The following is a 20,780-nucleotide window of genomic DNA, read 5'->3' on the forward strand; positions in this document are numbered from 1 at the left end:
CTATATAATGCGTTTTTATTTAAAACGGCAAATCTAATCCTGCTGCTTTTATCTTTTCTAAAACCTGCGGCCAAGCTCCGACTAATACACCATTAATAAAGCCTGGGTCATAATTTGCGATCGGTGTATCAATCGGGTAATACCCTTCTTGGCCAACGACGGTTTGAATTGCGTCTTCTGTCACTCCGTCTTTTATCATTAAATCTTGTAACGCCTGCGGGATAGCTGAACTTATTAGCGCTGGTGGATTGTATGGCTCTTGTGCAGGAGCCGGTTGAACTGGAACTTCTGGTTGTTGCACAGGTGGTGCAACTGGTGACTGTTGCGGTTGCTCAACGACTGGCGGTTGACTTGGTGCTTGTTGCTGAACTGGTGGCTGTGTCGGCTCCATTGGTGGAGTTTGTGCCGGTTGCTGATAAGTCGGTTGAATAGGTGGCTCTTGTGGTGCTTCATTGAATATGTGAGCAATTTGTGCATACTCAAGTGGCAATTCATCTGGTAAGTTCTGCCGATTTTTTGCGTCCCATGCAGGATGATGTGTTGTGTAGATTACACGTCTACCACCTTGCGCCTTGTGTTTCTTTCCGTTCTCGTCTGCTGCAACACTGAATGTCTTATAATTTAGAAACAACAACATATCTGCCCATTCTTTGACTAGCGGTGCTACCTTCTTACTCAACTTCAATTGATAGCGGTCGTATGATCCCATTTCGTCAGGTTGGTCGAACTTAATAATTTGGCTATGTGCAGCCAAAACGACATGCATTCCTGCCTCTACAACGTCAGATAATTTATTTAGAAATCGTCCAAATTCTTCTTCTAAAAATACGTAACCTTTTCCATACCCGAAATCCTCGATTCCTTTTTTTGAATGCGTAACACAAATCGAAAGTATGCAGAGTCGTTCTGTCCAATCTGCCGTATCGATAATTAAAGTCTCGTACACACCCATTTGGAATTGACTTTTCGCCCAATCAACTTGTTGATTAATCATTTGCCAACTGCTCGGTCTAGGTAAACGTGTAACATTTAATTCCGTTGTCGAACCTTCCGTGTCTATAAATACAGGTTTAGGAAAATGTGACGCTAGTGACGACTTCCCTACTCCCTCTGGTCCGTAAATTACAACTTTTTTTGCAGTCTGTAATTTTCCGCTAATTACTTGCATTAAAATTCCCCCGCTTTCCATGTAGTTGTTGGTGCTGGTGCTGGTGCTGGTGCTGGCGCTACTGGTGTTACTGGTGTTACTGGTGGCGCTTGATGCACTGGCTCTTCTGGAATGATAGCTTGTCCTTCTACGTAGCCATCTTCGATGATGATGGAACACTCCTCACCAGAACTAACTCTTGTTGCAATCGCCTGTAGCCCTTCTTCTTCGAGCCATTCGCCAAACTCTCTCAACGATTCCAAGTCCATTTGCTCCAACTTGTCCAGGATGATAAATCCGCAATCTGGTTTAAGTTTACGAACAATCGCCGTAGACACTTTCAGTTGGTCAGAACCGCTCATGTTGTCCCATTTCTGGCCATTGTAGATGAGCTCCCCATCTGCTACCCCTAGACCTTCTAATGGCAAGTCTGCATTTGAGAGTAAATCGGACTTTTGTTTGCGTAAGTCATTAATCGTTACAGTGAATTTGTCATATTGAGCACGGTATTCGCTTGCATCCGTTTCGGCTTTGTCTTTATCAAGATTGGCGCGAACCTTTCTATTAATCTCGTCAACTTGTTGGATATTGCGTTGTAATTCATCTGTTGACTCATCATGAAGATCCAGGGCAGATTTACGAGCAGTTTCCAAGTCTGATGCTGTTTGGGTATGTTTCTCATTCATCGCCTGCAGCTGATTCGTAAGCTGTTGAATTTGCTGACTTAATTGAGCAATGCCACTTTCCTCTTGTTGAAACTGATATTCGATATGTGATACCTGTTCACGTTTCCGTTGATTCTCACCATTCTTTGCTAGAATCGCTTGTTGCTGCTGAATTAAATCTGATGCTGATATCGGCTCTTTCGGTGCATCTGGATAGAAAGTCTGTTCATCTGCAAATTTCTTCTTTTGGTCTGCAGTTTGGCCGACGAATAAACGTTTGTTATAAATTTCATTTTCTTCTTTTTCTAACTGAAATAATTTATCACCAACACCAATGATTTGAAGTAATGTATCAGCTTTTTCTTTGCTGGTAGAATGAATGAACTTCGGTAAATCAATCGCCAATTCTTCTACAAAGCTATTTAATAATTGTTGACCTGCCTTTTCGCCGTTTGGATCAACAACTTTTAAGTCACTGTTTTTTCCTTTACGTTCCACGACTAATCCATTTGACAATACAATGTGGAGATATGGTGGTGTCATGCTCCCCTCACGATGTGCTTGTGATGGACGATACTTGTTACCACCCAATCCCCAAGCAATTGAATCAAGTATGCTTGTCTTGCCTTGCCCGTTTCTGCCACCGATTACCGTTAAACCGTTTGGTGTCGGCTCAATTTTGACAGCTTTAACACGTTTCACATTTTCAATTTCCAATTTATTTATTTTAATCACGGTTTTTCCCCTTTCTAATTTACGTGCTATAATTAAGTTGACATTTTCATTGTTACAAGCGGCCCTCTGCAAAGGGTCGTTTTTATGTTTCGAATTGATTTGCAACTACTTTATCAATCTGTACTAACTTAAATTGACCTTTGGTTAAAACTAACTCCAATTCTTTAGCATTAAGATTGTTAGCATTAAACTTAATGATTTTTTTAAGTTTATAAGTTTTGCTAGTCCCGCCTATTGAGATGTCACCTTTAGCCATATCCACTGAATAACTTAAAGCCCCTTCTTCGGCATCAAAAGTATTGTAAGTTTCTTTTTCATTGTTGTAGTTATAACCGCCAATTTCACCGATAACGATATAAATATCCATCTCTCTCACCCCTTTCAAAGTTTCATAGATTAACCAATAATGTGAAACTTGACGTCTGGATTGAATCTCACTACATCATCAACCAATTTCCGAACAATGATTTCAAAGTTTGACTTTGCTGTGTTAATCCCGTTCACATTGATGTGCTACATGCCTTCTTCGTTTTGCCAAACTTCCAGCTCAATAGTTTCCAATGGGATCAACCTCCCCATAATTTGCGTTTGAATCATCAATAATTAATGATTCGTGCGCATACTCAGAAAAATAATTGGCTTCATTTAAATTTTGAATCCGCTTGTCCGCTGTTAAATTTTTAATTTTATTGGTTAGCGGATGACGTACAATCATGCCTGGTACTTTTTCAATTGGTTGAACAGCTTCCAAAAAATTTACTGGAATCTCAATCTCCAACGCTCGTGCTAGTGCGATAGCTTTGCCAATCCATTCGTTGAATATGTCAGATGGATTGCATTTTGCGATACCTTTGAAACGTACATTTCCAGTATCAGCTCCTCTTAAAAGGCACGCGACAGTTCGTTTTTCTGCATTAACTATAAATTCATCGATAACACACAATTGAGAAGCGGTAATTCGTTCCAAATCTATATACGGTTTATCGAAATTTTCGTCTGCGGATTGTTTGCGTGTATACTTTTCCACAAACTCTTTAGTCTGCTGAATCAATTCCGCACGTTGTTGGTTGGGTGATTTAACTGTTGCAACTGCCCATGGTGGACCGTCTTGTAATACGTCGGTTATTTGGTCTGATTCATCCTTTCGCATACGTTCATCAAGCCGTCTACCCATTTCAAGTCCAACGTCACTGTACACTTCCAACAACTGACGAGTCGTCAATACTTTTAAATTCATTATTCATCCTCCTCTAATTTAGTAACCGTAATATAATTTCCGTGTTTGCTGTTTGCCCGCTTGCGCTGATACGCTGGCATAGAATAATAATAGATTGTGTTACGTTTAACTCCGTGTGCTTTCGCTAGCTCGTCCAATGTGCCGATGTAGAGTAAGTTGTCTCCCCGATACATCGCGTATTCATTCATTGCTTAATCACCACCCCCAACTTTGACTAACTCGAAAGTTTTCTGGCGGACCGTAAAGTTTTCCTACTTCCTCACGTTCCATATCATGCTCTAACCGGCAATGCGCTTTCGTGATGACTGTTCCCGTGTGACTACATTCAGGAACCGGACACCTTACAGCCATTCCATTTCTGCCGAACCAAATATTGTCGTCCATTCTTCACACCCCTCAACTTTTTATCTTTGTGCCGCAAAATAAAGCAGTGTCAACTTTTGTTGCAGTGATAAATTTTTCCATGCTTTCACGCTTATCTTCATTGAGCTGGTCCCTCCATTCTGTTTTATGTGCTTTTAACCTCTAACGCGTTTGTAACTTCGCTCCACAATACTCGTAATGTTTTTGTTCCTTCGCCCCAAGCGCGTAATAGAAGTAGTGCCTTATCTGGATCAACCGATGCGAGCTCAGATAATTTCAATGGAAGCCTTGCATTCATTTCTACTAATTCACGAGGAATCAATGTCTCTCACCTCTTCATTCTTTAAGTTAGGTATTTCACGTCCATTTCTTAACTACCTTTAAACGGTAGTATCATTTAAAAAAATTTCATCATCATACCCACCATCATCAACTATGGGTAAGCGAATCATTTCTTCCGGAATGTTGTATAGTTTTGCAGCTCTTTTTAATGTATGACCCGGTATCGCGGTGACCCCTCGTTCGTAATTACTTAGAGTTTTGGCTGTCACTCCTACTTTAGGAGCCGCTTCTTCTTGTTCTAAATCCGCATTTACCCTAGCGGCTTTTAATGAAATCTGAAACATTCTGTCACCTCCTGTCGAACTCGTACCCTTACAATACTACCGTTTAAAAGTACTGTCAAGGGTTTTGATAAAAGGAAATACTTATTAACGGTACAATAACACTTTACTTCTCTACCGATATTCGGTAGTATAGAGATAGATAGGGGGTGAACACAATGAAAAACGCCGAAACAATGAAGTTAATTTTAGTTGAAAACTTAAATTATTACTTAGCAAAGAAAGGATTTAATCAAACCGACATGGCCCGGGACTTAAATTTTCCCGAAACCACAGTATCCAATTGGATGAAAGGTGAAACATATCCTCGTCCTGATAGGCTTCAAATGATGGCCGATTACTTCAAAGTTAGGCGTTCAGATTTAACGGAACAGAGAGCAACTAACATTATTGAAGTGTCTCAACAAACGGTAAGAATTCCAGTGCTTGGGGAAATTGCTTGCGGTGATCCAATTCTCGTCGCAGAGAACTTTGAGGACTACCGCACAGTATTGGCAGACAATCTTCCAGCAGGTGACTTAGTCTACTTGCAAGCAAAAGGCGATTCGATGCATCCGACAATACCCGATGGTGCGATGGTATTAATTCGGATTCAGGAAGAAGTTGAAAACGGAGAGATAGCAGCCGTAACATTTAGTTTAAATGCTCATGCCACACTTAAAAGAGTTAAGAAGCAGAATGGATTCACTGTATTGATGCCGGACAATTCAACACATGAGCCGATTGTGATAACAGCAGATAATCCTGTAAGAATAATTGGAAAAGCAATGAGATTTGAACAAGAACTTTAATTACTAGCGCTAGCAATTAAAAAAGAAAAGAGTAGCTCATACGCTGCTCTTTTCTTATACCTAGAAAGGAGATTGTTTTAAGTGAGAGTGGCGATTTACATCCGTGTATCAACTAAACTCCAGGAAGATAAATTCAGTCTTAGCGCGCAAATATACGAGTTAACGAAGTATGCAAATGCTCAGGGATGGGAAATAGTCGATACTTTTAAAGATGTTGATAGTGGAACCAAGTTAGAAAAAGTTGGACTAGAAGCTATGTTGGATGCAATAGAGGAAGGCCTAGTAGATGTAGTCTTGTGTATTGAACAAGATCGTTTATCAAGATTAGACACTGTTAAATGGGAGTATTTAAAAGGCGTGCTTCGGGATAACCAAGTTAAAATAGCTGAGCCCGGCAATATTGTAGATTTATCTAACATAGATGATGAATTTATGTCAGACTTGAAAAACTTACTGGCACAACGATCTAGAAAAGACATGTTGCGTAAAATGGCACGTGGAATTAGACAGCGTACCCGAGAAGGTAAAGTTTGGGGTCCTCAACCTGAGGAATATTTATACGACTCGAAGACTGAAATAATATCAGTGAATGAGAATAGATCATGGTTAATTCCTTTCATAGATGATAAGTTCCTGAAAGAGAAAATGGGCTTGACTGCAATTAAAAGAGAGCTGGACAAGCTATGCACGTCACCCCAGGGCAAAGAATGGAATGAGTCATTGATACAGGCTAAATTAAAACGTAAAGCCTACCATGGTGTATTTGAACGTAAATTTAGAGCTGAAACTATTTCAGTACCGGACATTTATCCAGTATTAAGAACTGAGGAAACATATAATCGAATACAGGCCGAGCTTGAAAGGCGCTATAACTGGAAGCCATCAGAACCTCATATGTTGCGTGGTATAGCTTTAGTATGTGCGACTTGTAAGAACCCTCTCTTCATTGAAAAGTCTACAGTACCAGGCAGACGCGAAGGACAAGAGTACTATTCGTATTCTATGGCTCATTCAAGCAAAAAACTAAAAGATTTATGTAGCAGCAAGCCATACATCAATGTAAAACGTATTCAAAATCAATTAATTGAAGCAGTGAAAGATATCCTATCCAATCCTGAGAATGCGGAACGGTATATAGATTCTGGATTCGATGAAAATGAAGTATCTAAATTAGGTAAAGATATTAAACGTCTTGATGAACACAAACAAAAAGTTCAAGAAAAAACTGATAGGCTTCTTGATTTGTATCTTGATGGCAACTGGAAGAAACAAACCCTAGATAGTAATCGCGCTAAACTAGATGGTCAATTAAATAATATTGAAAAAGAATTAAAAGAGTTGAAGCACAAACGAAATTTAATACAACGAAACCAAATCAACTATGATACTATTTTAGAGTTTCTGACAGTAGCTGACCGTTTTGAGGAAATTATAGATGTTCAGGATCAGCAAGATATATTAGGTAACCTTTTCCCTTCTGCTACTCTAGATGTTGAGAAGAAGATGTTTACCTTACATGCTTACCTTCCACAAGACATTACAATAGACATAAAAGTTGAAATAGAATCAACTGAAGCAGTTAGAGATCGAGAAACGTTAGAACTTGCCAGAGCAAGATATGATCAAGCCCAAAAATACTTGAACGAGAACCCGGGTATTACTTTGAAAGCTCTAGGTGAAGCTCTAGGAAATCAGCCGCGCACTTTAAAGATAGACCAAGAACGATTCGGTTCTTTTGAAAATTTAGCACCACATTGGGATTGTCCCGATCTAAGACGTGATAGGATTAACGCAATAAAAAAAGAACTGACACTCGACCCTGAAGTAAGCCTAAGAAACTTGTCAATCGCAACAGGAATATACCGTAAGTTAATTGGCAAACTGATACAAGAAGAGAACCTAAGGGCTTGATACTATTGACTTTGGCGCTTATGGGTAAACAAGTGCAATCACTTTACTTCATAGCTTGTCTTACTACACAATGCGCTGTTAATGAATACATGGTCGTTGTCTTCCCTGAGCCAGTTGGACCGGTCAGAAAGATTAGCCCTTGTTCCTTTGAACTTGCGCGGGTCAATTTTTCTGCCCACTCTTTTTCAAGACATAATTGTTCAATTGGAACGATTCGGTCATGTTTTTGCAGCCGAATTACTACACTTTCTCTGAATCGAATAGCTGGGATGGTTGATACACGAAAAGAATAGTTTTCTTCTTGTATCAGTTTGTGAAAGGAACCACTTTGGGGTTTACGTTTGTCGGTAATATCTAATGAGGAAAGAAACTTATAAAATGAAATCATTCGAATCGCTAATTGGTGTACAATTTTACTAAATGCATGTAACTTTAGATCTTTTTTAAATAAAACAGTATACCCTTCCTCTGAAGGGACGAGATGAATATCCGTCGCTTCATATGCAATGGCACTTTCAAGAAGTTGCATACTTTTTCGTTCAATAACATTTTCTGGTTTGTTCATTGAACACCCCTCTTTCAAATGAATTGATCGTGTAAACTCACTATCGGTTGACTGCTAACCGATAGCTCAAGTATACAACAAGCTTAATTCAATTGGAATACTTTACAAGAAGCTTGATTTTTGATGACCAAAACGACGTCAACATGAAATTTCCATGCAGAATTCCACCGCAAAATTGAATTTTAATTTATTATTATTTTTAATACTTCCTAATAACACGACTTCGTCACAAACTTTTATTGATTTGAGTTTACATATGGAGCTGCTATCCTTTATAATAGATAGGAGCTTATTGTATTGTAATAAAGGAGGGACACACACATGGATAACATGTTCAAGTTAATGGGCTGGTGGACGGGCATATTCGCAGTTCTATTTTTTGCTGGTGATATGTATACCGCATCGCTTCTATTTGTGGCTAGCACAATCTTCTTCCTGCTCCTAGGATATCTAAATTTAACGGAGCGTATGTATATGTACATGTTTGCCAGTTATTTAATGGTATTCATGGTTGGTTTCAGTTATTACGCAACGTTTATTCACGTACCAGGTGGCGGACACTAATTCAATGTTACAAAACAAAAAACAGCCTTCATTGGCTGTTTTTTTGTTTTATTATTATGTGTGGCGTGATTGTTCTCTTACTATGAGGTGAACTCGTTTTATTCACTTCAATTAAAATCCATTCAAAAACGGATTCCCATCCATTTCATTTGACGGCGTTGTCGTAGGTCCATGACCCGGATAGATAATAAAGTCAGCCCCCAACGTCAAAAGCTTATTGTGAATCGAGGATAGAAGGATATCAGTGTCCCCACCAGGCAAGTCTGTTCGTCCAACCCCTTGGTTGAATAACGTATCTCCTACAATCGCAAAGCGCTCCTCAGGAAAGACAAAGCTAACACTTCCAATTGAATGACCCGGTGTGTGTAGTACGTTAAATGTAAAGGCTCCTATTGTTTTTATGCCTTCCTTTGAAAAAAGAAAGTCAGCCTCTCTATTTTTAACCACAGGTAGTGTCGGATAACGAGTCGATCCATTTTGAATTGGGTCTGTGAGTGTATCCTTCTCAAGTTCATGAATATAGACTGGTATGTTAAATTCATCTCGGACAATGTCAACTGCACCTATATGATCAAAATGTCCATGCGTTAAAAGAATTGCTACAGGTTTAAGTTCATTTTGACGAATCATATCAATTATGTGCTTACCCTCTTCACCTGGATCGACAATTAAACAATTCTTACTTTCGTCTTCAATTATGTAACAGTTAGTTTGAATTGGACCTAATGGAAAAGTTGTTACGTTTAACATTTTTCTTTCCTCCCTTTACGTTAGTTTAAGCAAATCGTAAATTGAATTCAACTAATTGTCATTAATATCGCTCGACAAAATTTGAAATTCAGCTTACAATAGAGAAGGAGTATTGCTAAATCGGCATTCATTTTTTTAACTTTGAAAGGAGTGTCTTCCTACATGAATTTATTAATGGTTATATTCGGTCTAATCGGTATTTTTGCTGCGATTGGAACAGTACAAGCATTCAAAGAGAGAAACGTTCTAAGTATAGTATTCAATTTCGGAGCTTGTGTAGTTTTCGGCGGTTTTACAATTGCTACGATTATTACTCAGGGTTTTCCACCTTCTTTGTAAAAATTTATAACAAACTGATTCGTTAGCGTTGAACTGAGCTCCATTTAATGGACAGTTTTTAAAAGCGACTTTCTAATCTACGCTGCAATGAGATGACTTCGGTATTATGCCGGAGTCATCTTTTTTAAATCTTTTTTTCCCTTATTCCGATAATGATCCATGTATCCATTTACATTACTCTTCTCTATAGCAGATTCTTGCTACTCTGTAGTCTTAAGCGCTATTCATCTCGAATGGCAGGAAAATTTTCTTCAGTAGACATAGACATGAAGACAAAAAACGAAAAGGTAGACCTTATGTAAAAAGGTCTACCTTCTAGCGTTCGGTTCAGCGTATATAAATCAAGTTGTATTTTAAAAAACTAATAATCCTTTAAGAACAACCAAGTAAATTCTACCTTTTTTTGTATATCAATCAAATTCTCACTTGCATTTCCACTCAAACACCTATTTCCGTCCGAGGAACATAATAGAGGGGTTAAGTTGAAATCTTCTTTGATTACAATCGGTTCTCCATTTTGTAATTTTACAAGCATAAAAGGTTCTTGTAAATTATCTAACTCGCCACCTTCATGTGTAGCTAGTGTTATGAATTCTTCATTTCCAATCCACTCAATTTCTGGAAAAACCCATTCAGAGTAATTGCTAACCGCCGGTAATGTCCAAGAATTCACAGATTCGCCTTGGCTATCAATTAATTTATATTCTGCTTTTCCATCTACAATCTGTACGGTTAACAAAGAATCCCCATTTGTTTCGAAATGCACTATCTCCTCATACTCCATTGGCTCTGATAACTTAGTTTCAAAATTATACTTTTGAAGTCTGCCGCCGTCCAATGGGTGTTCAGGAATATAGGCCGATACAATTTGTTGACCTAACCATTTAGGAAATGGATCATCAACTGGAATCATGCCAAGTTCTTTCTCATCACCATTATATAATATGACATCATATGTCCAGTCTGGATAAAATGCAGTGAATAGAATCTTTCTTGGATCTTCATCATTCCATTCAATCTCCAGTTCCGAGGAAGCAATTGAAATTTCATCCAATACAACGCCTTCTAATGAAATTACTTTTACGGTCGCAGAACTTGAATCATTTGATGTATGTAATAATATTCTTTCTTTTGTTGGATGTATCTTTGCGTCTATAATAATCATTGATTCATTATAAAGTGTAGCTATTTTACCAGTCTCCACATTAACTTTTTTTAATAAATAAATACTCTCTTCTTTTTCAACAAAAACAATTTCAGCGTCATTTAACCACCCCACAACAAAGTGAAATTTAGCTGCATCTAATTCAAGAGTTTTAAAGTTATCAACTTCAATTTCATCATTGCTGTCATCAGTCGGAGGAGCTTCAACTTCAACTTCATCTATTCCGATATTGGATTTCTCGCAACTCATTAATAATAGAAGAGCTAAACTAATGACTATTGCAATTTTTTTCAACGCCTCCCCACCCTTCGATATAAACTTTGTAAATCCACCAAATTATTGTTAAAAAAATACTGCACGAATGGAACTGTGCAGTATAGGTGAAGATTACTCTATTTCGTTTTCATTGATTGTAGAATAATTAATTTGCTCTTCTTTAAATCTGAGTAAATCTCCATTTATAATCAAGTCGGAATATTCTAGCTCATCCACCGACCTTTCTAAATATGGCGCACATAGTTCATTTTCAACTTCAAGTCCTGTCTCACTGTCGTAACATATTTCACTCGTATATACATACTTATCCGTTACGAATCGACCATCTCTAAACACAATGAACTCTTCATAATCTGGTGAGAATATATCAGAGCCTAGTTGAATATCACCTTTTGTATCCAGCCCCATTAGGTGAAGCATTGTAGGTTTTAAATCTATTTGACCAGTAACCTTTTCAATTACTTCGCCTTTTTCAGAACCTGGAATATGAATGAAAAGTGGAACTTCTTGAAGTTTTGCATTGTCAAAAGCCGTGATTTCTTTGTCTAAATACATACCCATTGCTTTATTGTGATTTTCAGAAATCCCGTAATGATCACCATACATGACAATAATTGAATTGTCGTATAGACCTTTCTCTTTTAACTCTTCAAATAATACTTTTATTGCCTCATCCATATAACGCACAGCTTGAAAATAACGATTAAGTGTGTTGGAGTTTGAATTATACTCCGGAATAAGCATGTCTTCCTCGTCTAAAGTAAACGGGAAATGGTTTGTTAATGTGATCAGTCTTGAATAGAAAGGTTGCGGCATTTCAGTCATTAATTCTACTGATTGCTCAACAAAGGGAATGTCTTTCATACCCCAGTTGACAGCTTCATCTTCATTAATCGAATAGCTATTCACATCATAAAAGTTTTCTATATCCAACGCTTTATACATAATATCACGATTCCAGAAACTGGAGTTATTAGCGTGCATTACGTTCGTATAGTAATTATTTTCTGCAAGTCGCTTAGAGAGTGAATTATAGGTATTTCCACTATGTGTGAAAAATACCGCACTACCGTTACGTGGATAAAGTGAATTTTCAAGTATAAACTCTGAATCGGATGTTTTACCTAAACCAGTTTGATGATAAAACTGCGAAAAGTAAAATGTATCAGGATCTTTTGTCAGCTCATTTAGAAATGGTGTAATCACATGGCCGTCCATTTCTTCATTAATCACGAATGATTGAAGTGATTCCAATGAGACAGCTATGATATTTCTACCCTCTGCAATTCCAAACATTTCAGGATCAGGTGCTACATAGTTTGCGTTGCTATAGTTTTCAACTTCAACTAATTCACTGCCATCAGCCAATGCTCTTTGTGCATGTGATTTAGATTGAATGAAAACGTCATAGATATGGTAATTGTAAGTACCGATGTTTTTAACGAGAAGTTCACGATCAAATGTACGTGTTAACAGTTGTGGTCTTTGCGTTTCTGCAAGCCCCAAATTTAACATCATGACAGTTGCAGCCATAATAAAGTACAATTTTCGAGCGACCTTCCCATTTACTACAGCAGTTTCGACAGATTTAGGGATTTTACGTATCGCCAAGAAGACAATAAGCACATCCGTAAAGAAAAAGATGTCGGTGATATTCATATTCGAAGTTACCGATGATGATAAATCATTAAAATTGCTCGTTTGAAATAATAATGGCAATGTAATAAAATCATTGAAAAATCTATAGAAGACGGCATTTGAGAACATCACAATTGATGTAAGCAAACTTACTGTGAATATATAAATGTTTCTTCTTTTCGTATTCTTGATGAATAATGCGATCCCGTAAACAAATAATAAGAAGCTAAGCGGGTTCATCAAAAGTATGAATTCCTGCATCATATTATCGATTGTCATATTAAAACTAGTTTTATATCCGATATATGTCGTAATCCATGTTGCCAAAATGGCAATAATTAGTATGGAATGTTTGGGCCATTTAAAATTTTTCATTACCTAATTCTTCCTTTCAAATAATACTCTAAGATTAAGTCTTGCCACACATTTTTGTGTGACTGCACTACATAATAGACGTATAGAATCGTAAAAAGTTTCATGTATAGACAAGATGAGGACTAAAGTTTGTCGGAAGTAGTTCTTTAGTTCTACACTTCCTTTTCCCATTCACTTCTCAATATTAAAATGGCTTTTAAATAATCATCTTGTTGGAGTAAACCACTATCATATAAATCTTTAACTTCTGACTTCATTAAATCAATATCATCTTTCCGATTACCTGTATATACATATATCCCAAACCTTTTCAGTAATTGTATGATACTGAGCAGATTTTTCATTGGCTATTCTCACCTTTCTTAGAAGTAATTATGCCATTTTCAGTGATAACCTTTTGAACTGGGATATCATGTTCCTCAAAAGGAACTGTGTCTACGGTTTGCTTTTCAAAAGCTAATGAAATGATATCACCACTAAAATCATGCAAATAGCGGTCGTAATAGCCGCCACCAAAGCCGATTCGATAACCGTTATCCGAAAAAACGACACCTGGAACAACCTGTAAGTCGATATCTGCTTTTTTCACTGATTTCGTAATTCTTGTTATTGGTTCTTGTAAGTCCATATAAACCTCTTCTAATTGCGCATAGGAAGTAATGATTCTAAAATCCATTTCCCTTGTGATACGATTACATTTCGGGACTGCGATATTTTTCCCTAACACCCAAGCTGCTTCAATTATCGGTTTTGTGTCGACTTCCGGAAAGCGTGAAATTGTTATGCCTATGATTGAAGCGTTGATAAATTCAGAGGAGTGTATGAAGTTTTCTTTAATAGCAAGTGACATTTCATTATATTCTATTGTCGGTACTGACTTTAATTGTTTGAGCATTTCAACTCGTAAAATAGTCTTTTCCTTTTCCATAGGTATACCCCCTATTTAAATGAAAAAACCAAAACCAATGATGGTTTTGGCCTGAGCAATTATTTCGTTTCACGGTGTAAAGTTTGTTTTCTTTCACGTGAGCAGTATTTTTTCATTTCAAGACGTTCAGGATTGTTACGTCTGTTTTTCTTTGAAATATAATTGCGCTCACCGCATTCTGTGCAAGCAAGTGTAATGTTTACGCGCATGGTTGTCCCTCCCACTCATCAGACTATAAATTTAAATATGAGCATGATTTATACGACTTATTAATTATAACACGAACCGTATCGATGTCCAGTAGAACATATAATTAATTTGATGAAAATTTAATCTCCTGATTCATTCTCATTTTCGTCATTGTCATCCTCTAACAATATATCATCCTTATTAAAAGGCTGTTTAATCGTAAATACTTCATCTAATAAGTCTACATTGTTCTTTTTCTTTTCTTTCAGCTCGAAATACTTCATGACAGCAGCCTCAACAATTTCGTTTTGAACAGCATCATATTTATTAGGATCTGTCGACATGTTTGGAATGACGACTGCATAGGCAATCTCTGGATTATCAAACGGTGCATAGCCAACATGCGACAGAGTTATTGTATTGCCGTAATAATTATATTTTTTCCTTTCGGGATCATTAGGATCTAGAACACTGATTTCGGATTGAGCCGTACCCGTTTTCCCAGCTGCTTTAAAGTCCGTATCTTGAAAAAGGGTTCTAGCCGTTCCACGTGGTCCGTAATAGGTATAATACATTCCTTGTTTGACTCTGTTGATTTCTTCATCTGTATTTTTAATGCGATTTAATACGTTAATGGGTGTTTCTTCTGCAATTTGACCAAACACCTCACCATCTGGAGAGGGTTCACGAACTTCTTTCAATACTTTAGGAGCTACTCGATAGCCATCATTCGCAATTGTCGAAACATATTGTGCTAGTTGAAGTGTCGTATATGTTTCAAACTGACCAATTGCATAATCTAATATATTTCCTTTTTTATCAGGCCGGGATGTATATCCACTAACCTCTCCTGGTAGATCTACACCGGTAAGACTCCCTAAACCGAATGACTCAAATGAATTTTTCATGATATCAAAAGCTGACCAATTGATTGATAAGGGTTTACCTCTTTGATATGTTCCATCCCCAATTCCTATCGCGGTTTTCCACATATATACGTTGGAAGATCGACCAATCGCTTCTACATCATTTATTGGGACACGGCTAAATGTTCGGTTGAAAACTGAATATCTAGATTTCGCTATTGTATCTCCTAAAAATTGTAACCCTTCATCCATTTTCGTCTCGCCAACTCTTGCCCCGCCTTCTTGATAACCAGTTAAGAGCGTAGCCATTTTCACAGTTGATCCAACGGTATAAGCACCCGCAAATGTACCGAATGAGTAATCGGAAATTTCATTTTTTCCGGTTTCTCTATTCCGATCCACACGCTTACCAACGAGAGATAGAATTTCTCCGTTTTTCGGATTCATCATCACTAGAAATGCGTTTTCTAAGGCTTGAGCATTCGGACCATTTTTCAATTCTAATAACTTCTCTGAAACAATATCTTCTAGCGCATCATTTAACTCGCTATCAATGGTTAATATTAAATCTTTTCCAGGTACACCTTCACGAATCGTGTTCGTTTCAACTACTTTTCCCGTACGGTCTTTTACATTTTTCACGATTGTTTTTTGTCCTTGAAGGAGTTCTTCGTATTGTTGTTCGATGAAGCTTCTGCCAACCCGATCATTTCTGGAATAGTCACGCGCTAGATAATATTCAAGTTGGTCGCTTGGAATTCCTTGATCAGGTGTCGTCGTCGTTCCCAGGATGGTGTTGTAAGACTTTCTAACGCGTACCCAGTCAGTTGTTGTATTAACACCCGGTAGTTCACTAAGATGCTCAGATACAGTTGCAAACTCCTGATCCGTAACATCCTCACTTTTAATAATTTGAGGAGAAAATGCATAACCTGACATCATTTCGCGATAAATGGCTAGCAATTCTAAATCATCTTTTGTGAGTGACTCAATTTCCTCTTCTGTAATACGTTCACGTGTCAATCGATTAATTTCTCTTTGTATTTCAGATGCTTCCCCTTTTAGACTATCCATTTCTTTTTTAGTGACTTTTTCTGCTGCTGCTTCACTATTATTCAATATCCAAAAATCGCGTTTATCACCTAGTGTTACTCGATTGGTTTTTTGCTCAATTAATCCTGCCAATTCTTCCGCAATATCTAACATTTCTTTCGTCGTGGTTGAAGTAGTTTTTGTATAAGTAATTGCGTTTCTCGGTTCATTATCCACTAGTATTCTACCATCACGGTCAAATATTCTTCCGCGCGGGACACTTGTATTAACAGATATTTCTTCAATTTTTTCTAAAGCTCGAACATACTCTTCACTTTTCACAATTTGCAGATAACCAAGTCGAAGAATAAGGCCAGAAAAGAGAATAAATATCAGGAAGAATAGGAGGTTCATGCGAAAAGCAATATGTTTACGTTGTCTGACTTTAGGTTGTTCAGCTCTTTTTTCATTCTTTGTCAAAAAAATCCTCCTTCCTAATTCTTTGCTACCCGAATTATAACATTTCAAAAAGAAAAAGCACATACCTAGACGAACAAGGTATATGCTTTGTTCCTTATTTATTAAAACAAATTAATTAAACGAGTGTTTTATTTACCGAAACGTTTTTCAACTTCGTTCCAATTAACAACATTCCAAAACGCTGCCATATAATCTGGACGACGGTTTTGATAGTTAAGATAGTACGCGTGCTCCCAAACATCTAATCCTAGAAGTGGTGTTTTACCTTCCATGATTGGTGAATCTTGGTTTGGAGTAGACATAATCTCAAGTTCGCCGTCTGCTAGTACTAACCAAGCCCAACCTGATCCAAAGCGAGTCGCTCCTGCAGTTGAAAATTGTTCTTTAAACGCATCAAAGCTACCAAACTTAGCATCAATAGCCGATTTTAGTTCACCGGATGGTTCGCCGCCACCTTCTGGAGATAGAAGTTCCCAAAATAGTGAGTGATTCGCATGTCCTCCACCATTATTGCGTACTGCTGTACGTTTATCTTCTGGAACCGAATCCAAGTCTGCGATTAGGTCTTCAATTGATTTGTTAAGTAATTCTTCATTGCCTTCTAATGCATTGTTTAAGTTCGTTACATAAGTATTGTGATGTTTCGTATGATGAATATTCATCGTTTCTTTGTCAATATGTGGTTCTAGTGCATCGTATGCGTAAGGTAGTTCTGGTAGTTTATAAGCCATTTTTTCCATTCCTCCTCAGGTAATTTCTATATGAGTGCTACAGCATTAACAATAGCAAATAAAACTTAAACCATCAAATAAAATGGACTATCTGCTAATAAATACCTAAAACACAGCAATAATAAAGTATACGACCATAATTATCATCAAGAATCCTTTTGTTACAACAGATGTTAGAAATCCAATTAAGGAACCAATCCCTGTTTTGAAGGCTTGTTTAAATCCAGATTTAGAAAAGATAAGTTCTGAAATGACAGCACCCAAAAATGGACCTAGTAAAATACCACCTACCGGAATAACAAATGGCCCAATCAGAAGGCCAATCGTACTTCCCCACATTCCCGCCTTAGACCCGCCAAACTTTTTCACACCAACGAGATTAGATAATGTATCTGCAACAAATAACAAGATAATAAACAACAACTGAATTGTCCAAAACAGCCAGCTCATATCTTCAAAAGAAGCGAACAATCCATACAATAAATAACCGCCTAGTATAAAAACTGCCGATGGGATAATCGGATAAACAAGCCCTAGAAAAGCTACGATAAAACAAGCAATCGCTATAATCCAACCAATTATCTCCATGACAACTTCTCTTCCTTTTTAGATTACTGTATTATGCGCGTTTTCCGAGAATAGCTTCCGCAATATTTACTGCATGGTCACCAACTCGTTCAAGATTTGAAACGATATCTACAAATACCATACCTGCTTGTGCAGTACATTTTCCGCTGTTCAAGCGTAAGATATGATTTTTTCTAAACTTACGTTCCATTTTATCAATTAGATCTTCTTTCATGGTCACTGTTCTAGCTAAATCCATATCACCTGTGTCTAATGATTTAACAGCGTTTCCTACTGTTTCAATGGTAAGTGTAAACATTTCGGCAAGTTCATTCATTGCATCTTCTGATAAGGTTACTTTATTAACATCTCGATAATCTATTAATTCGATGATGTTTTCGAAATGATCACCAATACGTTCTATATCGCGTACTGTCTCCATTAATGTTACATGATGACCCGACTCGTCAGGTGAAATATTTACTGTTGAAAGCTCAATTAAATATTTCGTGATTTCGCGGTCTAAATTATTGATAGCATCTTCTATTTGATAGGCCGTTTCAGCGTGTTTCTTATCACCTGTTAGTAAATAGTCGTAAGTAACAGATAACCCTTGAACACTGAAATCTCCCATACGAATAACTTCTTCTTGGGCTTGTCCAATCGCAACAGATGGCGATTGTTGGATGAAATGGTAATCCAAGTGCTTAGGTCGATATTCGATTACTGTATCTTCACCAGGTATCAATTTAGTAACTAACCATGCCCAGGCACCAATAAGTGGAAATTGAATGATTGTATTCACAACGTTAAAGCTACCATGTGCAAAAGCAATTTGCATTTTATTTTCAAGTGATAATACAGTTGCAATCCATTCCACATAAGAAGTGAATTGCTTTAAGAATATGATAAATATAATGGACCCAACCACGTTAAATAGAACATGTGTCGCTGCCGCACGTCTAGCTGCAACAGAAGCTCCAATAGATGCAAGAACTGCTGTAATTGTTGTTCCAATATTATCACCAAACAAAATTGGCAAGGACGCTTTTAAATCGATTAGGTTATCTGCGTACAAGCCTTGTAAAATACCAACAGTCGCACTCGAACTTTGTACAATTAATGTTAATACCGTTCCGACTGTTAAACCAAGTAATGGTTGATCACTCATAGAAATCGTTAAATCAGTAAATGATTGAAGTTCTCGAAGTGGCTTCATTCCGTCACTCATTAATTCCAGTCCTAAAAAGAGACCTCCAAATCCAAAAATAACTTCACCAATATTTCTAACTTGATTCTTTTTAATGAAAAATATTAAGAATGCACCAACTGCCATTATAGGTAGTGCGTACTCTCCCACATCAAGACCAATAATGAATGCCGTAATCGTAGTACCGATATTTGCACCCATGATTACGCCGATTGCTTGGCGAAGGGTCATAAAACCCGCACTAACTAGTCCTACAGTAATAACTGTTGTTCCTGAACTCGATTGTATTAAGACTGTAACTATGATTCCGACTAGAACACCCATAAAAGGATTCGTTGTAAATCGATCTAAGATATCACGGAGTTTATTTCCTGCTGCTTTTTGAAGTGCATCTCCCATAAAGTTTATCGCAAATAAGAAGATTCCGAGTCCACCTATAAACTGGAATAGCATCTCCTGCCAATTCATTTCCATTCAAATGTCATCCCCATTCATCCAGTTTCAAAATTTGACCAATTATATTTGCCAACTTCCTATTATGCTTGTTAACATCCTCTATTGTAAATAGAAATTAACAAATTTACAATACCTTTACAATCGGAAAATAAAGAATTGCGGAACAACAATTCGAAATGTACTTCGTTCATTTCTTTTTAAGTAGCGATAGAATACAATTAATAATAAGGAGGCGTAAATATGAAATTACATCAGTTATTTGTAGCAAGCTTTTATGAGCCTAAGAAACTTGCTGCCTTTCGACTACTGCCTATCGGAAAAGTATTTAAATATATATTCATGTTTATATTTTTGTTTACAATTATATCATTTGGTCGTTTTTATATGAGTGATGAACTCTTGTTTGAAAGTAATCCCGATTTAGTCGATCATGGAAAGAAAATCGGCTTACTCATCTATCCAATGGCATTACTATTGCAACTAGTTATTAGCACATTTTATGTTTTTATTAGAATTACCGTATTTGCATACATAGGATCATTATTTCTAAATCTAAGAAGAAAACGATCAAATTATCTTCAAATATGGAGAACTTCCGCTTTTGCCATGACTGTACCTATGCTCCTAACAATTGGATTTGACTTCTTTCCGAAGTTTGCATCGAATGGCTTTTTAATCACTTCTATTGTCCATCTAATTTATATATTACTAGCTATTAAATACTACCCTCAAAAACGTTAACAGAAACCGAGGAATATTTCTCTCTTTCCCGCATACAGTGGCGAAAGGGGGAATTTTCATGAGAATACTACTAATCGCTGCAATCATTTTCACACTCATCCATTTTATCCGTGTCGATTTTGTCGAAGGGACAATCCCTAGTCGACCAAACATTGATGCAATTGAAACCTGTGAAGAGGAAACTAATTATATAACTGTATCGTCCATACACAGTGATACTATCCAATCTCTATTTGCACTATACCCAGACCATGAAACAACCCTATTGGAAAGACTGACTATATTTTATTCTCTAAACCCACATTTACAAAAACAAGAAATCATAGCAGGAGAGAAAATAAAACTCCCTATGTCTAGCATCCTATCAAATAATTGCGTAGAATAAGCAACATAAGGCATTCACTTGTCTTTTCTACACATAGATTGATAAAATATA

Annotated in this window: 25 protein-coding genes; 6 read left to right on the forward strand and 19 right to left on the reverse strand. The window is 37.1% G+C overall.

Annotation, left to right across the window (positions count from 1 at the left end; translation table 11 throughout):
• Nucleotides 1-19: 19 nt before the first annotated feature.
• The 8 genes from AC25Y1_RS06700 to AC25Y1_RS06735 all read right to left on the reverse strand — a co-directional run bounded on the left by AC25Y1_RS06700 (nt 20) and on the right by AC25Y1_RS06735 (nt 4,773).
• Nucleotides 20-1,168, reverse strand: coding sequence for an ATP-binding protein (locus tag AC25Y1_RS06700; protein WP_488147184.1), 1,149 nt, complete (start codon nt 1,166-1,168; stop codon nt 20-22).
• Nucleotides 1,168-2,547: an AAA family ATPase gene (locus AC25Y1_RS06705; protein WP_488147185.1), complete on the reverse strand. Its 1,380-nt coding sequence runs from the start codon at nt 2,545-2,547 to the stop codon at nt 1,168-1,170. The genes AC25Y1_RS06700 and AC25Y1_RS06705 overlap by 1 nt, the downstream gene beginning before the upstream one ends.
• Before the next feature lie 82 nt (nt 2,548-2,629).
• Nucleotides 2,630-2,914, reverse strand: coding sequence for a hypothetical protein (locus tag AC25Y1_RS06710; protein ID WP_488147186.1), 285 nt, complete (start codon nt 2,912-2,914; stop codon nt 2,630-2,632).
• 180 nt (nt 2,915-3,094) lie between these two features.
• Nucleotides 3,095-3,784 (reverse strand): hypothetical protein, encoded by a 690-nt coding sequence (locus AC25Y1_RS06715; protein WP_488147187.1) that lies wholly within the window; start codon nt 3,782-3,784, stop codon nt 3,095-3,097.
• Nucleotides 3,784-3,972: a hypothetical protein gene (locus AC25Y1_RS06720; protein WP_488147188.1), complete on the reverse strand. Its 189-nt coding sequence runs from the start codon at nt 3,970-3,972 to the stop codon at nt 3,784-3,786. The genes AC25Y1_RS06715 and AC25Y1_RS06720 overlap by 1 nt, the downstream gene beginning before the upstream one ends.
• A 7-nt stretch (nt 3,973-3,979) precedes the next feature.
• On the reverse strand, nt 3,980-4,168 hold the full coding sequence (locus AC25Y1_RS06725) for a hypothetical protein (RefSeq protein ID WP_488147189.1): 189 nt from the start codon (nt 4,166-4,168) through the stop codon (nt 3,980-3,982).
• Between the two features lie 124 nt (nt 4,169-4,292).
• Nucleotides 4,293-4,469, reverse strand: coding sequence for a hypothetical protein (locus tag AC25Y1_RS06730; RefSeq protein WP_488147190.1), 177 nt, complete (start codon nt 4,467-4,469; stop codon nt 4,293-4,295).
• A 58-nt stretch (nt 4,470-4,527) separates the two neighbouring features.
• Nucleotides 4,528-4,773: a helix-turn-helix domain-containing protein gene (locus tag AC25Y1_RS06735; protein WP_488147191.1), complete on the reverse strand. Its 246-nt coding sequence runs from the start codon at nt 4,771-4,773 to the stop codon at nt 4,528-4,530.
• A gap of 155 nt (nt 4,774-4,928) precedes the next feature.
• Between AC25Y1_RS06735 and AC25Y1_RS06740 the strand changes: the two genes are divergently transcribed.
• Both AC25Y1_RS06740 and AC25Y1_RS06745 read left to right on the forward strand, forming a co-directional pair.
• Entirely contained in the window at nt 4,929-5,561 is a 633-nt protein-coding gene (locus tag AC25Y1_RS06740; RefSeq protein WP_488147192.1) for a LexA family protein, read from the forward strand.
• Nucleotides 5,562-5,642: 81 nt separating this feature from the next.
• The gene (locus tag AC25Y1_RS06745; RefSeq protein ID WP_488147193.1) at nt 5,643-7,472 is read left to right on the forward strand and encodes a recombinase family protein; all 1,830 of its coding nucleotides are present in this window, start codon (nt 5,643-5,645) and stop codon (nt 7,470-7,472) included.
• A 43-nt stretch (nt 7,473-7,515) separates the two neighbouring features.
• Here AC25Y1_RS06745 and AC25Y1_RS06750 read toward each other — a convergent pair whose 3' ends face one another.
• Nucleotides 7,516-8,037 carry an ATPase, T2SS/T4P/T4SS family gene (locus tag AC25Y1_RS06750; RefSeq protein ID WP_488147194.1) on the reverse strand — a complete coding sequence of 174 codons (522 nt, stop codon included), beginning with the start codon at nt 8,035-8,037 and terminating at the stop codon, nt 7,516-7,518.
• 321 nt (nt 8,038-8,358) lie between these two features.
• Here AC25Y1_RS06750 and AC25Y1_RS06755 point away from each other — a divergent pair, with 321 nt between their 5' ends.
• The gene (locus tag AC25Y1_RS06755) at nt 8,359-8,601 is read left to right on the forward strand and encodes a DUF2626 family protein (RefSeq protein WP_488147195.1); all 243 of its coding nucleotides are present in this window, start codon (nt 8,359-8,361) and stop codon (nt 8,599-8,601) included.
• A gap of 111 nt (nt 8,602-8,712) precedes the next feature.
• Here AC25Y1_RS06755 and AC25Y1_RS06760 read toward each other — a convergent pair whose 3' ends face one another.
• Nucleotides 8,713-9,351 (reverse strand): MBL fold metallo-hydrolase, encoded by a 639-nt coding sequence (locus AC25Y1_RS06760; RefSeq protein ID WP_488147196.1) that lies wholly within the window; start codon nt 9,349-9,351, stop codon nt 8,713-8,715.
• A gap of 162 nt (nt 9,352-9,513) precedes the next feature.
• Between AC25Y1_RS06760 and AC25Y1_RS06765 the strand changes: the two genes are divergently transcribed.
• A complete protein-coding gene (locus AC25Y1_RS06765; RefSeq protein ID WP_488147197.1) occupies nt 9,514-9,690 on the forward strand; it encodes a DUF2759 domain-containing protein in 177 nt (58 codons plus the stop codon).
• Nucleotides 9,691-10,051: 361 nt separating this feature from the next.
• Here AC25Y1_RS06765 and AC25Y1_RS06770 read toward each other — a convergent pair whose 3' ends face one another.
• The 9 genes from AC25Y1_RS06770 to AC25Y1_RS06810 all read right to left on the reverse strand — a co-directional run bounded on the left by AC25Y1_RS06770 (nt 10,052) and on the right by AC25Y1_RS06810 (nt 19,621).
• Entirely contained in the window at nt 10,052-11,149 is a 1,098-nt protein-coding gene (locus tag AC25Y1_RS06770) for a YqgU-like beta propeller domain-containing protein (protein WP_488147198.1), read from the reverse strand.
• Between the two features lie 93 nt (nt 11,150-11,242).
• Nucleotides 11,243-13,144 (reverse strand): LTA synthase family protein, encoded by a 1,902-nt coding sequence (locus AC25Y1_RS06775; RefSeq protein ID WP_488147199.1) that lies wholly within the window; start codon nt 13,142-13,144, stop codon nt 11,243-11,245.
• 152 nt (nt 13,145-13,296) lie between these two features.
• Nucleotides 13,297-13,488 carry a YqgQ family protein gene (locus tag AC25Y1_RS06780; protein ID WP_488147200.1) on the reverse strand — a complete coding sequence of 64 codons (192 nt, stop codon included), beginning with the start codon at nt 13,486-13,488 and terminating at the stop codon, nt 13,297-13,299.
• The gene (locus AC25Y1_RS06785; RefSeq protein ID WP_488147201.1) at nt 13,485-14,072 is read right to left on the reverse strand and encodes a 5-formyltetrahydrofolate cyclo-ligase; all 588 of its coding nucleotides are present in this window, start codon (nt 14,070-14,072) and stop codon (nt 13,485-13,487) included. The genes AC25Y1_RS06780 and AC25Y1_RS06785 overlap by 4 nt, the downstream gene beginning before the upstream one ends.
• A 59-nt stretch (nt 14,073-14,131) precedes the next feature.
• Entirely contained in the window at nt 14,132-14,281 is a 150-nt protein-coding gene (gene rpmG, locus AC25Y1_RS06790) for a 50S ribosomal protein L33 (RefSeq protein ID WP_075528000.1), read from the reverse strand.
• Between the two features lie 120 nt (nt 14,282-14,401).
• Nucleotides 14,402-16,639: a peptidoglycan D,D-transpeptidase FtsI family protein gene (locus AC25Y1_RS06795; protein WP_488147202.1), complete on the reverse strand. Its 2,238-nt coding sequence runs from the start codon at nt 16,637-16,639 to the stop codon at nt 14,402-14,404.
• A 128-nt stretch (nt 16,640-16,767) separates the two neighbouring features.
• Nucleotides 16,768-17,370 (reverse strand): superoxide dismutase, encoded by a 603-nt coding sequence (locus tag AC25Y1_RS06800; RefSeq protein ID WP_488147203.1) that lies wholly within the window; start codon nt 17,368-17,370, stop codon nt 16,768-16,770.
• A gap of 105 nt (nt 17,371-17,475) precedes the next feature.
• Nucleotides 17,476-17,958 (reverse strand): DUF456 domain-containing protein, encoded by a 483-nt coding sequence (locus tag AC25Y1_RS06805; RefSeq protein WP_488147204.1) that lies wholly within the window; start codon nt 17,956-17,958, stop codon nt 17,476-17,478.
• Nucleotides 17,959-17,989: 31 nt separating this feature from the next.
• Nucleotides 17,990-19,621 carry a Na/Pi cotransporter family protein gene (locus tag AC25Y1_RS06810; RefSeq protein ID WP_488147205.1) on the reverse strand — a complete coding sequence of 544 codons (1,632 nt, stop codon included), beginning with the start codon at nt 19,619-19,621 and terminating at the stop codon, nt 17,990-17,992.
• 222 nt (nt 19,622-19,843) lie between these two features.
• On the opposite strand from AC25Y1_RS06810, the gene AC25Y1_RS06815 reads away from it, so the two are divergent.
• A complete protein-coding gene (locus AC25Y1_RS06815; RefSeq protein ID WP_488147206.1) occupies nt 19,844-20,344 on the forward strand; it encodes a DUF1189 family protein in 501 nt (166 codons plus the stop codon).
• Between the two features lie 58 nt (nt 20,345-20,402).
• Nucleotides 20,403-20,729 (forward strand): hypothetical protein, encoded by a 327-nt coding sequence (locus AC25Y1_RS06820; protein ID WP_488147207.1) that lies wholly within the window; start codon nt 20,403-20,405, stop codon nt 20,727-20,729.
• Nucleotides 20,730-20,780 lie beyond the last annotated feature (51 nt).

Source organism: Sporosarcina sp. Y1009, assembly GCF_057669865.1.

Bases quoted from the DNA above. Each gene is read 5' to 3' on its own strand.
- AC25Y1_RS06715 (WP_488147187.1), bottom strand. From the start codon at position 3,784: ATGAATTTAAAAGTATTGACGACTCGTCAGTTGTTGGAAGTGTACAGT.
- AC25Y1_RS06760 (WP_488147196.1), bottom strand. From the start codon at position 9,351: ATGTTAAACGTAACAACTTTTCCATTAGGTCCAATTCAAACTAACTGT.
- AC25Y1_RS06815 (WP_488147206.1), top strand. From the start codon at position 19,844: ATGAAATTACATCAGTTATTTGTAGCAAGCTTTTATGAGCCTAAGAAA.
- AC25Y1_RS06775 (WP_488147199.1), bottom strand. From the start codon at position 13,144: ATGAAAAATTTTAAATGGCCCAAACATTCCATACTAATTATTGCCATT.
- AC25Y1_RS06725 (WP_488147189.1), bottom strand. From the start codon at position 4,168: ATGGACGACAATATTTGGTTCGGCAGAAATGGAATGGCTGTAAGGTGT.
- AC25Y1_RS06765 (WP_488147197.1), top strand. From the start codon at position 9,514: ATGAATTTATTAATGGTTATATTCGGTCTAATCGGTATTTTTGCTGCG.
- AC25Y1_RS06755 (WP_488147195.1), top strand. From the start codon at position 8,359: ATGGATAACATGTTCAAGTTAATGGGCTGGTGGACGGGCATATTCGCA.
- AC25Y1_RS06740 (WP_488147192.1), top strand. From the start codon at position 4,929: ATGAAAAACGCCGAAACAATGAAGTTAATTTTAGTTGAAAACTTAAAT.
- AC25Y1_RS06800 (WP_488147203.1), bottom strand. From the start codon at position 17,370: ATGGCTTATAAACTACCAGAACTACCTTACGCATACGATGCACTAGAA.
- AC25Y1_RS06805 (WP_488147204.1), bottom strand. From the start codon at position 17,958: ATGGAGATAATTGGTTGGATTATAGCGATTGCTTGTTTTATCGTAGCT.
- AC25Y1_RS06735 (WP_488147191.1), bottom strand. From the start codon at position 4,773: ATGTTTCAGATTTCATTAAAAGCCGCTAGGGTAAATGCGGATTTAGAA.
- AC25Y1_RS06810 (WP_488147205.1), bottom strand. From the start codon at position 19,621: ATGGAAATGAATTGGCAGGAGATGCTATTCCAGTTTATAGGTGGACTC.
- AC25Y1_RS06750 (WP_488147194.1), bottom strand. From the start codon at position 8,037: ATGAACAAACCAGAAAATGTTATTGAACGAAAAAGTATGCAACTTCTT.
- AC25Y1_RS06820 (WP_488147207.1), top strand. From the start codon at position 20,403: ATGAGAATACTACTAATCGCTGCAATCATTTTCACACTCATCCATTTT.
- rpmG (WP_075528000.1), bottom strand. From the start codon at position 14,281: ATGCGCGTAAACATTACACTTGCTTGCACAGAATGCGGTGAGCGCAAT.
- AC25Y1_RS06780 (WP_488147200.1), bottom strand. From the start codon at position 13,488: ATGAAAAATCTGCTCAGTATCATACAATTACTGAAAAGGTTTGGGATA.
- AC25Y1_RS06785 (WP_488147201.1), bottom strand. From the start codon at position 14,072: ATGGAAAAGGAAAAGACTATTTTACGAGTTGAAATGCTCAAACAATTA.
- AC25Y1_RS06700 (WP_488147184.1), bottom strand. From the start codon at position 1,168: ATGCAAGTAATTAGCGGAAAATTACAGACTGCAAAAAAAGTTGTAATT.
- AC25Y1_RS06710 (WP_488147186.1), bottom strand. From the start codon at position 2,914: ATGGATATTTATATCGTTATCGGTGAAATTGGCGGTTATAACTACAAC.
- AC25Y1_RS06720 (WP_488147188.1), bottom strand. From the start codon at position 3,972: ATGAATGAATACGCGATGTATCGGGGAGACAACTTACTCTACATCGGC.